The following is an 11977-nucleotide window of genomic DNA, read 5'->3' on the forward strand; positions in this document are numbered from 1 at the left end:
CCCCAGACGATCGCGCCGATCACCTCCCAGACGGTGACCGACCGGGACGCCCTGCTCGGGATCATCGACGACGCCGCGCGGCTCGGCTACGCGACCGAGAGCGAGGAGTCGTGCATCGGGGTGCGCTGCTTCGGGGTCGCGCTGCCGTTCGCCCGCCCCGCGGTCGACGGCGTGAGCGTCGCCGTGCCGATCAGCCGCCTGGCCGGCCGTGAGGACTTCATCATCGAGACGCTCCTGAGCGTCAAGGCGCGGCTGTCACCCGAGTACGACCACAGCATGGTGCGCTGAGCCGAGACCGCTGACCGGCGTCGTGCCAGCCTGGTCCACCGTCCGCAGGAGGCGCCCATGACGGGTCCAGCCGCTGGTCTTCCACTCCCGGCGCGGCCTGACGAGCATCGACCCTGCCCTGGTCCCCTTCGCGGTGGTGCTGCGGGCGGCTCCCCTGCTGCGCACCCCGCCGGCGGCCGGCGTGTTCGCCCTGGCCCGCCCGCTGATGTCGACGCGTCGACCCCGCGCGCGCCTGCGTGACGTGAGTTACCGCGGCGTGGTGTCGGCGGCGATGGTCTACGACGACCTCCCCGTCATCGACGCCTTCCGCGCCGTCGACGACGACACGGTTCTGGGCGCCATGGACTCCCGCGGGATGGCGGAGCCCTACCTGTTCCAGCTGCACAGGGTCGGCGCGGACGCGCACCAGGAGGCCTGACGCGCGGAGCCCCTGTCGGTCAGGGCCGGAGCGCCCCCGTGCTCGCGCGGATCGGCGACGGGAGCTCGGTCAGCCCCGACAGGTAGGTGTCGACCGCCGCCGCGGCGGATCGGCCCTCGGCGATCGCCCACACGATCAGCGACTGGCCGCGACCGGCGTCGCCCGCGACGAAGACCCCCGGCACGTTCGTGGCGAAGTCGTCGTCCCGCCCGACGGTCCCCCGCTCCGTCAGGTCGACGCCGAGCTGGTCGAGCAGCGATCCCCGCTCCGGACCCGTGAAGCCCATGGCGAGCAGTACCAGCTGCGCGGGGATCTCGTGCACCGATCCCTCGACCGGCTGGAACCGCCCGTCGACGAGCTCGACCTCGACCAGGCGGATCGCGCGCACCTGCCCGTCCTCGTCAGAGAGGACCTCCTGCGTGCTGACGGCATACACGCGCTCGCCACCCTCCTCGTGGGCGCTGGCGACGCGGTAGATCATCGGGTACGTCGGCCACGGCTGGGTGGCCGGGCGCTCCTGCGGCGGACGCGGCATGATCTCGAGCTGCGTGACCGACCGGGCGCCCTGCCGGATCGCCGTGCCGACGCAGTCCGCCCCCGTGTCGCCACCGCCGACCACCACGACGTCCTTGCCCGTGGCGAGGGGCTGGCCCTCCACGACCTCGCCGAGCGCCACGCGGTTGGCGGGCACCAGGTACTGCATCGCCTGCAGCACGCCGCCGGCGTCGCGCCCGGGCACGGGCAGGTCACGCGGGATCGTCGACCCGACCGCCAGGACGACCGCGTCGTAGCGGTCGCGCAGCTGCTTGCCGGTGACGTCCGTGCCGACGGCCACGCCGTTGTGGAACCGGGTGCCCTCGGCCTCCATCTGCGCCAGGCGCCGGTCGACGTGCCGCTTCTCCATCTTGAACTCGGGGATGCCGTACCGGAGCAGACCACCAGGGCGGTCCGCCCGCTCGAAGACGGCGACCGTGTGCCCGGACCGGGTCAGCTGCTGCGCCGCCGCGAGCCCGGCGGGTCCCGACCCGATGATCGCGACCGTCTTGCCGGTCATCCACTGCGGCAGCTGCGGCTGGACCAGCCCGCGGTCGAACGCCTCGTCGGCGATCGTGACCTCGACGTTCTTGATCGTGATCGGCGGCTCGGTGATGCCGAGCACGCACGCCGTCTCGCACGGGGCGGGGCAGAGCCGGCCGGTGAAGTCCGGGAAGTTGTTGGTCATGTGCAGGCGGTCGCTCGCGTCGGCCCACTGGCCGCGCCAGACGAGGTCGTTCCAGTCCGGCACGACGTTGCCGAGCGGGCATCCGTTGTGGCAGAACGGGATGCCGCAGTCCATGCAGCGACCCGCCTGGCGGGTCACCATCGTGAGGTCGTCCGGGTGGCCGGCGCGGTGGGCGTGCACCTCGCGCCAGTCCATGATGCGCACGTCGACGGGCCGGTCGGTCGGCAGCTCGCGCTGCCGGGTCTTCAGGAATCCCCGGGGGTCCGCCACGTCGCCGCCTCCTCGAGCCGGGATCTCGGCGCCGGGCGTGCGCCCGCGACGGTCCTGACCTGGACGCACCTTATGGGTCCCGACGGTGCGCCCGCCGAGCCGAAGGTCCCGGTGGACGCTCGGCCGCGTGGCGTGGCAGTTGGTCGCTGACGTTCGGGCATGGGACCTTGGTCCCTCGCGCACCCCGTCCCGGTGCGCCTCGACTCCAGGAGGCCGATCGTGAGCGTCGACGAGTCGAGCGGCAGTGCGCCCTCCGACAGTGAGGTCGCCCTCCTCGACGCCATCCTGGGTCTCGCGGCGGACCTGGACATCCAGAGCCTGCTCACGAGGTTCGTGGTGGCGAGCACAGAGCTGACGGGCGCACGGTACGGCGCCATCAACATCGTCGACGAGAGCGGCACGTCGACCACCTTCGTGCAGAGCGGAGTCGACGACGCCACGGCCGCCTTCCTGGGGCATCCGCCGCACGCCTGGGGCGTGCTGGGCAGCATCCCCGACGAAGGCGTCCTGCGTCTGGAGGACCTCTCGGCGCACCCGGCGTTCCGGGGCCTGCCACCCGGCCACCCGCCGATGGGCTCGTTCCTCGGTGCGGCCGTCCGCGTCGGCGGTGCGAGGTACGGGACTTTGTACCTCTCGGAGAAGACGGGCGGGTTCCACGACCAGGACCAGTCAGTGGTCCTCGCGCTGGCCGCAGCCGCCGCGGTCGCCGTGCAGAACGCGCAGCTCTATGCCCTCGAGCGCCGCCGGCAGCAGTGGCTGACCGCCGCGCAGGTGATCACGACCATGCTGCTGGAGGACGCCGGCGACGAGGACGTGCTCGTCCGCATCGCCTCGTCGGCACGGGAGATCGACCAGGCGGACACCGCCGCGCTCGTGCTTCCCGGCCGTCGCGGCGAGCTGGTGCTGGAGATCGTGTCCGGCGTCGGCGAGCAGGAGCTCCTCGGTCTCGACCTGACGGAGGACGAGCGCGTCCGCTCGGCGTTCGACGACGGCGCCGGGCTGTTCGTCACCAGCATGGACGGCGCCGCCGACCCGGCCCTCGCGCGGTACGGGCCCGCCCTGTTCGCGCCGCTGCGCGCTGCCGGCCAGAGCGTCGGCGTCATGCTGCTGCTGCGGCGCGCGGGCGCGGAACCCTTCACCGACAGCGACCTCGCGCTCTCCCGGACGTTCGCGTCCCAGGCCGCGCTGGCGTTCGTCCTCGCCGAGGCCCGCCGGGCGCAGGGGCGCGCCGTGCTGGATGACGAGCGCACCCGCATCGCCCGCGACCTGCACGACCTCGCCATCCAGCAGCTCTTCGCCGCCGGGATGCAGCTGGAGAGTGCCCGGACGAGCACCGACGAGCCCCTCCCGCCCGCGCTCGCCCGCACGCTGGACTCCGCGCTGAGCCTCGTCGACGCCGGGATCCAGCAGATCCGGGTGGTCGTGCGCACCCTGGACGACGGCGGGGTGGGAACCCCGCTCGTGGAGCGTGTCGCCGCCGAGGTGGAGCTCGCCCGCACCTCCTTGGGCTTCGCCCCGTCGCTGCTGATCAGCGTCGACGGCGACTCCCTGGCCGACGGCGCCCCGTGGTCGCCCGCGCCGTCCCTCCTCGACGACCTCGTGGCGCCCGGGCGGGCGAACAACGTCGTGGCGGTGGTCCGAGAGGCGCTGTCGAACACCGCGCGGCACGCCCACTCCAACTCGGTCGCGGTCCGGCTCATGCTCACGTCGCCGCCGCAGGGCTCGATCATCGTGGAGGTCGAGGACGACGGCGTCGGCGTCCCGGCCGCGCCCACCCGCGCCTCCGGGACGAAGAACCTCGCGATCCGCGCCCGGCAGTCCGGCGGCACCTTCTCGTTGCAGAGGCCGCCGTCGGGCCGTGGGGCGCTGCTGCGGTGGACAGCGCCCCTGGACTGAGCAGGGCGGGTAGCCACCTCGATCGTGACCTCTCAGGGACGACGCTGCACGGCTCCGGCGAACAGCTGCTCGGCCGCGGACCCCGTCGGGACCACGAGACGCACCTCGGAGGCACCCGTCGTGAACGTGACGAGCGTGGCTCGCTCRTAGTCGGGGTGGGGTGCGACGGTGAGGTGCTCGGGCGCGCTCCACGGGATCACCGTGCGCGAGGCCGAGTGGACCGGGCTGCGCCCGCGCAGCACCCAGTCGTGACGCCCCAGCACCTCGAGAGCCGTCGCGTCACCCGCGAGGACTGCCCCGTGCAGCGTCGCCGGTGACAGCGCGTTCCGGGCGCGAGCGATCGCACCGCCCCGCGTGGGAGTCAGGGCCGTCCTGCCGTGCAGGCTCCACACGGTCACGCCGGGGTGGCGACGCTCCAGCTCGTGCAGGTCGCTGACCAGGGCGAGGTCGTCCCGGCCGATGCTGTACGGCGGGACCGGTGTGGCGAGCGCCGTGCCCGACGCCCGCAGTGCCGCGCCCACCGGACTCGCCGGACGACCGGCCGCGGCGGCACGCAGCTCATCGACCAGCACTCCGATGCTGGCCCGAGCGGAGCCGTTGTAGCGGATCGACAGCAGGTCGCCGGCGGGGGTGCTCACCGTGAGTCGGCCGTCGAGCAGGTTCACCACGTCGCGCACGGCGACGACCTGTCCCAGCGGCACGCGGACCCGGTCGTAGCCTCCGACCGCGTCCTGGGGTCCGCCCCGCCGGCTGAGCACGGTGAGCGCGTCCGGCTCCAGGACGAGCAGGTGGTCGTACAGGTCCATGTCCGGAGTCGCATCGCGACGGGCGATGTTGCGCGGGACCTTGAGGACCAGGCGTGCGCCGGCGACGTCGACCGGGTCGTCGCGGAACAGCCGAGGCACGTCGTCCCGCGTGCGCACCTGGTCGATCCACGGACCGAACCTGTCGTACTCGCTCGTCCCTGCGCTGGTCGTCGGCACGGCCCGTCCTCTCCTCAGTCGTCCTGGCTCAGGACGGACACGATCGCTGTCGCCTCGCGCAGGTCGACGCCCTGCAGCTTGTCGAAGACCCGCCGACGCGCGCTGGCCACCTGGGCCGGCTGGACGGCGTCCAGCCGGCGACGGCCCGCCTCCGTCAGCACGGCCTCGTAGCCCCGGCCATCGGCGGGCGTCCGCCTGCGCTCCACGAGCCCCTTGCGTTCGAGCAGCTTGACCACGCGCGTGACTCCACCGAGGCTCAGCGCGCTCCGGGAGGCGAGGTCTCCCATCCGCAGGCCGCCGGACCGAGACTCCGACAAGTACATGAGGGCGAAGTACTCGCTCATGGACAGCCCGTGCTCGCGGCCGAGGTCGGCCTCCAGCGCGCGCGGCACGAACACGAGCGCCCGAGCGAGCGCGCGCAGGAACGCCCGCTCCTGCTCGCTCAGCGGCGCTCCATCTCCTTTGACGTCCACGCGAATTACTTTACAGGTGAAGCACCCGCCTGGGAGTCGATCCGTCAGCGGCGCACCGGGTTCGCGATCCAGGCCCGAGCGTCGTCGTCCTCCTCGCACACGGTGTGGCCGGACGCAGGGGGGTACCGACAGGCCCTCCCGGCCATCCGCAGAGCGAGGTTCTATGGGTTCCATGCGAGGAGCCATCATCTACGGACCCCACGACGTGCGCTTCGAGGAGCGCCCCGACCCGGCCATCATCGAGCCCACCGACGCCGTCATCCGCACGGTCGCCGCGTGCGTGTGCGGTTCGGACCTGTGGCGGTACCGCGGGCTCGCGGACGTGTCGAAGCCCGTCCCGATCGGCCACGAGTACGTCGGGATCGTCGAGGAGGTCGGCGACGCGGTCACCACCGTGAAGCCCGGAGACTTCGTCGTCGGCGGGTTCCTGCACAGCGACAACACCTGCCCGGTGTGCCGCAAGGGCATGCACTCCGCCTGCCAGCGCGGTGGCGGGTTCGACGGCTGCCAGGCCGAGAAGATCCGCATCCCGAACGCCGACGGCACCCTGATCGCCACCCCCGGGCAGCCCGATCCCGACCTGGTCCCGAGCCTGCTGGCCCTGTCCGACGTGATGGCCACCGGGTGGCACGCCGCGGTCTCGGCCGGGGTGGGCCCCGGGACGAGCGTGGTGGTCGTCGGCGACGGCGCCGTCGGGCTGAGCGGCGTCCTGGCCGCGGCGCAGCTCGGGGCGACGACGATCATCGCGATGAGCCGGCACGCCGACCGCCAGAAGGTCGCCACCGAGTTCGGCGCCACCCACATCGTCGCCGAGCGCGGCGAGGCCGGACTCGCCCAGGTCCGCGACCTGACCGAGGGCATCGGCGCCGATGCGGTGCTGGAGTGCGTCGGCACCGAGGAGGCACGCCTGCAGGCCGTCGCGTGCGCACGACCCGGCGGCATGATCGGCCTGGTCGGCGTCCCGCACGGTGACCTGCCGACCGAGCAGATCTTCTGGTCCAACAAGGGCAGCCGAGGCGGCCCGGCACCCGTGCGCGCCTACCTGCCGCACCTGATCGACCTGGTGTGGTCCCGGCAGATCGACCCCGGCAAGGTGTTCGACCTGACGCTCCCCCTCTCCGAGGTGGCCGAGGCCTACCGGGCGATGGACGAGCGTCGGGCGATCAAGGTCCTGCTGCAGCCCTGACGACGACACGAAGGAATGGAGGACGACATGGAGATCACTCCGCTGCCGTCGACGCAGAAGGGCCCCGAGACGTGGTTCACCGGGGACGTCTGGTTCGACGTCCTGGGTGCACCGCCCGAACCCGCACGGCTGCGCGTGAACGCCGTGCGGTTCGCGCCCGGCGCGCACACGTTCTGGCATCGCCACTCCCGCGGCCAGACCCTGCACGTCACCGAGGGCACCGCCCGGGTCGGCACCCGTGACGGGCGTGTCATCGAGGTGCACCCGGGCCAGACGGTCTGGACCCCGCCGGGCGAGTGGCACTGGCACGGCGCCGTCCCCGACCGCTTCATGACCCACCTGGCCATGTGGGAGATCGGCGACGAGAGCACCGGGCCAGACACGGACTGGGCCGACGAGGTCACCCCCGAGCAGTACGAAGGGACAGGCGCATGAGCGGCTGGACAGCAGACGACCTGCGCACGATCGCGAGGGTCGACGAGCTCCAGGTGGCATCCCGACGCCCGGACGGCAGCCTGCGGGCCTTCGTGACGATCTGGTTCACCGCCCTCGGCGACGACGTCTACATCCGCTCGGCGCACGGGCCGCAGAACGGCTGGTTCCGTCGGGCCACGGAGTCCGGGACCGGCCGGGTGCGCATCGGCTCCGTCGAGAAGGACGTGGTCTTCGAGGACGGGCTCGACGCGCCTCACGCCGCCATCGACGCGGCGCTGCACGCCAAGTACGACCGCTACGGACCCGGACCCGTCGGCGCGATCGTCGGCCCGAGCGCCGCCGAGGTCACGCTGCGCGTCGTCCCGACGCCCTGATCGACGCGCGGCCGCATCGTCGCGCGATCACAGGACCGGCTTCGTCGGCTCCGACCTATGCCGTCTCGGGTGCCCGCTCGCGCGGTGCCGCCTCGCAAATGCGGGGAGCACGGTCGTCCTGGCGGGATCGACCTGCGGCGAGCCGCTCGTCGAGCGCGGCCATGAGCCCCCGTGCCTCCTCGACGTCCCACGGGGTGCCGGCGAGCTCGAACTCGAACAAGATCGGCCGCCCGGACCGCGTGGCGATGAGTCTCGCCGCGTGCTGGTAGTACGTCCCGAAGTTCCGGTTCCCGGACCCCATCACGGCCACCAGCCGCCGTCTGTTCACCGGCGAGGCAAGGAACCGTCGCACGGCTTCCGGGATCGTGTCGTTGTCAGGGTTGCCCGTCTTGTACGACGGCGTCAGCAGGACCCACGGTCCGTCGACCTCTGCGCGTCGGTGCTCTCGCTCGGCCAGGTTGAACGCGGGTCGGCCCAGCCGATCGACGAACGTGCGTACCAAGCCGGACGTCGACGAGTAGTAGTAGATCGGCGTCTGCCTCATCACCGTAGGCAACCACCCCGCAGAGGCACGTGCCCGGGACCATCGGGGTGCGACGTGCTCAGCGAGCGGAGTCGCGTGCGTCATGCTGAGCGATCCGGAAGTCGCCGCCGCGGCGCTAGTCCACGTAGGCGAGCAAGACGGGCGCTTCGAGCCCCGACCACGTGCCCGTGAGGGTGGACTCACGGTCGGTGGCAGTCGCATGCCGGGCGAGACGACGGCAGATGACGATGCGGAAGGCCCCGGACAGCTCCATGACTGTCGTCGAGTCATCCGAGGACGCAGTCACCTCGCTGATGGGCGGGACCTCACGTGAGCGAGCGCCGCTCCCGGTCACGCGCACGCTCGGTTCGCGCGGGGCGGCGGCACCCTCGACGAGCTCGTCGGCCTGGTCAGCACCCGCCAGCAGCACGGACGCGAGCACGCGGGCATAGACGGGGTCTCCGGTCGCGTCGTAGATCCAACGCCGCCCGAGCACCGAGTGCTCCATCGTGCAGATCAGGAACCGTTCCGCTCCGTCCAGCGGAGCACCGCGATAGGTCAGCGGAACATGGAGAAGGTGCCCGCCGGCAGTCGACAGGACGTGGCTCTCGATGCCGACCTCGCCGTCCGGATCGTCGAACCGGTACGCACCGACCAGCTCGAGCTCCTGCTCTCCCCAGGGCTGGGTCGGAACCCAGTCGGTGAGCAGCTCCGCCTTGGTCGGACGAATGGTGGCGCGGTGGATCAGGGCCATCGGCCGACCCTAACGTGACACACCGCAGGACCACCTGCATTGATCTGAGCGAGTTCTGAAACCCATCGTCTTGTCATGTTGGACAGATATATCTCGAATCTCTAGCGTCGTTGCGTCAGTCAGTCATCAGGAGGAAGCAATGCAGCAACGCACCTTGGGTAGCCGGACCGTCTCGATCGTCGGTCTCGGCGGCATGCCGATGTCGATCGAGGGCCGTCCCGAGCCGGAGCGATCCGTCGCGACGATCCACGCCGCCCTCGACGCGGGTGTCACCCTCATCGACACCGCGGACGCCTACCACCTGCACGCCGACGAGGTGGGGCACAACGAGGAGCTCATCGCCGAGGCCCTGCGCAGCTACGGCGCCGACACCTCGGACGTCCTGGTCGCGACCAAGGGCGGGCACCTGCGCCCGGGCGATGGCACCTGGACCCAGGACGGGCACCCGGAGTACCTCAAGGCTGCAGCCAAGGCGTCGGCCCAGCGGCTCGGGCTCGACGCGATCGGCCTGTACCAGTTCCACCGGCCGGACCCGCGGGTGCCCTACGCCGACTCCGTCGGGGCGCTGGTCGACCTGCTCGACGAGGGCGTCATCCAGATGGCCGGGATCTCCAACGCGAACGTCGCACAGATCGACGAGGCCCAGCGGATCCTGGGCGGCCGGCTGGCGTCGGTGCAGAACCAGTTCTCGCCGGCCTTCCGCTCCAGTCTCGGCGAGCTCGAGCACTGCGCCGCGCTCGGCATCGCGTTCCTGCCCTGGTCGCCGCTCGGCGGCATCTCGAACGCCGCAGAGCTCGCGACGCGGCACGCGCCGTTCGGGCGGGTCGCTGCCAGCCGCGGTGTGAGCGTGCACCAGGTCACCCTGGCGTGGGAGATCGCGCTCGCTCCCGTGGTCATCCCCATCCCTGGCGCGTCGCGTCCGACCAGCATCCAGGACTCCGCCGCGGCGGCCGATCTCGTGCTGACGGCCGACGAGCTCGCGACGCTGTCGGCGACCTGAGATGCGCACCCTGGAGCTGGCGGACGGGATCACCGCGTCGAACGTCGTCCTCGGCATGATGCGCATCGACGGCAAGAGCGACGACGACGTCCGGGAGATCGTGCGCACCGCCCGCGACTCGGGGATCGACATGGTCGATCACGCCGACGTGTACGGCGAGACCCTGCACGGTTGCGAACGCCGGTGGGCCGAGGCGATGCACCTCAGCGCCTCCGAACGGGACGCCTGGACGATCCAGACCAAGTGCGGGATCGTCCGGGAGGGGCCCTACTTCGACTTCTCCGCGGAGCACATCCTGGCGTCGGTCGAGGGATCGCTCACGGCGCTGGACACCGATCGCATCGATGTCCTGCTCCTGCACCGACCGGATGCGCTCGTCGAACCCGACGAGGTGGCGCGCGCCTTCGACGAGCTGGAGTCGTCCGGCAAGGTCCGCGCGTTCGGCGTCTCGAACCACACGCCACGCCAGATCGATCTCCTCACGCGCTCGGTACGCCAGCCGCTGGTCGCCAACCAGCTGCAGCTCTCGGTCACCCACGCACCACTGGTGGCGCAGGGAGTCGCGGCCAACATGGCGGGCCTGGATCAGTCCCTCGTGCTCGACGGCGGTGGTCTGCTGGACTACTGCCGTCTGAACGACATCACCGTTCAGGCGTGGTCACCCTTCCAGTCGGGCTTCTTCACCGGGCCGTTCTTGGGCAACGAGGACTACCCGGAGCTCAATGCGGTCGTCGACCGCCTCGCGGCGCACTACGACGTCCCGCCGATCGCGATCGCCACCGCATGGATCACCCGGCACCCGGCCGGCATCCAGGTCGTCCTGGGCACGACGACGCCGGACCGGATCAGCGGTGCGGCGCTCGGGTCCGAGCTCCCGCTGACGCGGGCCGAGTGGTACGAGCTGTTCCGCGCCGCGGGGCACCGCGTGCCGTGACGCGGACAGCGGTGCGGCCGGGGGGCGCCCACGCCAGGCGCTCCCCCGGTCGTCCGCCGTCCGTGGGTCCGTCACGACTCTGACGGGCTGCCGCCTGCCTCTCGCGCGGCGATCCGCAGCTGAGCGAGCAGAGCCTCCGCGGCCGGTCCGCGATGGGCGGGCACCGCCACCGCGACATCCCAGCTGGGCACGTGCTCGCCGGTGAGCCGGATCGCTCGGAGCCGGTCGGGCCGCTTGGCCGCCACGGTCTGCGGGACGAGGGCGATGCCCATCCCTGCCTCGACGAGGTCGAGCAGGGTGTGGACGTCGTTGACCTCGAGGTCGACCTTCGACGGGAGGCCGCCCGACTCCAGCAGGCGATCGGTCAGGATGCGGGCGGCCCAGTCCGGCTGGAAGCCGACGAGCCGGTGACCTGCGAGCTGACCTACCGACACGGACTCGACGTCGGACGGAAAGTCGTCGGGACGGCAGAGCACCACGAACGGGCGACGCATCAGCGCCTCAAGCGTGATGCCGGGCGGCGGAGCCCCGCACACCGCGACGAGAGCGAGGTCGAGCCGCCCCGCGGCGACGTCCGCGAGCAGCGCCGACGAGCCGGCGAAGCCGAGTCGTACACCCACCCCGGGATGCTGCTGGTGGAATGAGGCCAGCTCGTGCGGGACGTCGACCACGCCGAGGCACTGCTCGCTGCCGACCGCGACCGTGCCGGACATCAGGCCCTGCACGGACTGGACCGCCTCGCGCGCGGCCGCGGCGCTGGCGAGCGTCCGGTACGACTCCTGGAGCAGTGCGTCACCCGCTGCCGTGAGCTCGACCCGGCGCGTGCTGCGGACGAACAGCGTCGCCGACAGCTCGCTCTCCAGGGCCCTGATCGACGCCGACAGTCCCGACTGCGAGATCTGCAGGAGCTCGGCCGCCTTGGTGAAGTGACGCTCCTCCGCCACCGCGACGAAGTGCTCCAGCTGTCGAAGTTCCATGCCGCCCACCCATCAGTAGAATCGATGAATACTATCCTCTGATCCCCTCGGGGCGAAGAGTGGACGGACGCTCACCCCGGAACCAGGGGGAGGTCCACGGCGCCTACGGGCACGTCACGGAACGGACGGCCCCGCGGAAGCGGTCGGGCTGCTGCTCGGCGTCGGCGTCGGCGTCGTGGTCGGCGTGGCGCTCGGGGCAGGCGCCGGCACCGCCGGAGCGACGCTGGGCTGCTCGACGACGGGC

Annotated in this window: 14 protein-coding genes; 8 read left to right on the forward strand and 6 right to left on the reverse strand. The window is 72.0% G+C overall.

Annotated features, from left to right (window positions below):
* Positions 1 to 288 (forward strand): IclR family transcriptional regulator domain-containing protein (locus AC1DUQ_RS07330; protein ID WP_477073581.1); only part of this gene is annotated, 288 nt, incomplete at its 5' end.
* 133 nt (positions 289 to 421) lie between these two features.
* The gene (locus AC1DUQ_RS07335) at positions 422 to 706 is read left to right on the forward strand and encodes a DUF4334 domain-containing protein (RefSeq protein WP_477062356.1); all 285 of its coding nucleotides are present in this window, start codon (positions 422 to 424) and stop codon (positions 704 to 706) included.
* Positions 707 to 725: 19 nt separating this feature from the next.
* On the opposite strand, the gene AC1DUQ_RS07340 is transcribed toward AC1DUQ_RS07335, so the two are convergent.
* Positions 726 to 2198, reverse strand: coding sequence for a glutamate synthase subunit beta (locus AC1DUQ_RS07340; protein WP_477062355.1), 1473 nt, complete (start codon positions 2196 to 2198; stop codon positions 726 to 728).
* Positions 2199 to 2417: 219 nt separating this feature from the next.
* On the opposite strand from AC1DUQ_RS07340, the gene AC1DUQ_RS07345 reads away from it, so the two are divergent.
* On the forward strand, positions 2418 to 4094 hold the full coding sequence (locus AC1DUQ_RS07345; protein ID WP_477062354.1) for a sensor histidine kinase: 1677 nt from the start codon (positions 2418 to 2420) through the stop codon (positions 4092 to 4094).
* A 32-nt stretch (positions 4095 to 4126) separates the two neighbouring features.
* On the opposite strand, the gene AC1DUQ_RS07350 is transcribed toward AC1DUQ_RS07345, so the two are convergent.
* Together AC1DUQ_RS07350 and AC1DUQ_RS07355 are read right to left on the reverse strand one after the other, a co-directional pair.
* Positions 4127 to 5077 carry a hypothetical protein gene (locus AC1DUQ_RS07350; RefSeq protein WP_477062353.1) on the reverse strand — a complete coding sequence of 317 codons (951 nt, stop codon included), beginning with the start codon at positions 5075 to 5077 and terminating at the stop codon, positions 4127 to 4129.
* A gap of 14 nt (positions 5078 to 5091) precedes the next feature.
* A complete protein-coding gene (locus AC1DUQ_RS07355) occupies positions 5092 to 5550 on the reverse strand; it encodes a MarR family winged helix-turn-helix transcriptional regulator (RefSeq protein WP_477062352.1) in 459 nt (152 codons plus the stop codon).
* A 172-nt stretch (positions 5551 to 5722) separates the two neighbouring features.
* Between AC1DUQ_RS07355 and AC1DUQ_RS07360 the strand changes: the two genes are divergently transcribed.
* From AC1DUQ_RS07360 to AC1DUQ_RS07370, 3 genes are read left to right on the forward strand one after another with little or no spacing between them, the layout of a single operon-like run.
* Complete coding sequence (locus AC1DUQ_RS07360) at positions 5723 to 6736, forward strand: zinc-dependent alcohol dehydrogenase family protein (protein WP_477062351.1); 1014 nt, start codon at positions 5723 to 5725, stop codon at positions 6734 to 6736.
* A gap of 27 nt (positions 6737 to 6763) precedes the next feature.
* Entirely contained in the window at positions 6764 to 7171 is a 408-nt protein-coding gene (locus AC1DUQ_RS07365; protein WP_477062350.1) for a (R)-mandelonitrile lyase, read from the forward strand.
* Positions 7168 to 7545, forward strand: coding sequence for a DUF2255 family protein (locus tag AC1DUQ_RS07370; protein WP_477062349.1), 378 nt, complete (start codon positions 7168 to 7170; stop codon positions 7543 to 7545). The genes AC1DUQ_RS07365 and AC1DUQ_RS07370 overlap by 4 nt, the downstream gene beginning before the upstream one ends.
* A gap of 55 nt (positions 7546 to 7600) precedes the next feature.
* Here the strand turns inward: AC1DUQ_RS07370 and nrdI are convergent, their stop codons facing one another.
* Both nrdI and AC1DUQ_RS07380 read right to left on the reverse strand, forming a co-directional pair.
* Positions 7601 to 8089 (reverse strand): class Ib ribonucleoside-diphosphate reductase assembly flavoprotein NrdI, encoded by a 489-nt coding sequence (gene nrdI / locus AC1DUQ_RS07375; RefSeq protein WP_477062348.1) that lies wholly within the window; start codon positions 8087 to 8089, stop codon positions 7601 to 7603.
* Between the two features lie 115 nt (positions 8090 to 8204).
* Positions 8205 to 8822: a CG0192-related protein gene (locus AC1DUQ_RS07380; protein WP_477062347.1), complete on the reverse strand. Its 618-nt coding sequence runs from the start codon at positions 8820 to 8822 to the stop codon at positions 8205 to 8207.
* A 139-nt stretch (positions 8823 to 8961) separates the two neighbouring features.
* Here AC1DUQ_RS07380 and AC1DUQ_RS07385 point away from each other — a divergent pair, with 139 nt between their 5' ends.
* Both AC1DUQ_RS07385 and AC1DUQ_RS07390 read left to right on the forward strand, forming a co-directional pair.
* The gene (locus AC1DUQ_RS07385; protein WP_477062346.1) at positions 8962 to 9822 is read left to right on the forward strand and encodes an aldo/keto reductase; all 861 of its coding nucleotides are present in this window, start codon (positions 8962 to 8964) and stop codon (positions 9820 to 9822) included.
* Position 9823: 1 nt separating this feature from the next.
* The gene (locus AC1DUQ_RS07390) at positions 9824 to 10756 is read left to right on the forward strand and encodes an aldo/keto reductase (protein WP_477062345.1); all 933 of its coding nucleotides are present in this window, start codon (positions 9824 to 9826) and stop codon (positions 10754 to 10756) included.
* A 71-nt stretch (positions 10757 to 10827) separates the two neighbouring features.
* On the opposite strand, the gene AC1DUQ_RS07395 is transcribed toward AC1DUQ_RS07390, so the two are convergent.
* Positions 10828 to 11733, reverse strand: coding sequence for a LysR family transcriptional regulator (locus tag AC1DUQ_RS07395; RefSeq protein ID WP_477062344.1), 906 nt, complete (start codon positions 11731 to 11733; stop codon positions 10828 to 10830).
* Between the last annotated feature and the right edge of the window lie 244 nt (positions 11734 to 11977).

This window comes from Cellulomonas sp. P4_B5_2, assembly GCF_056402235.1.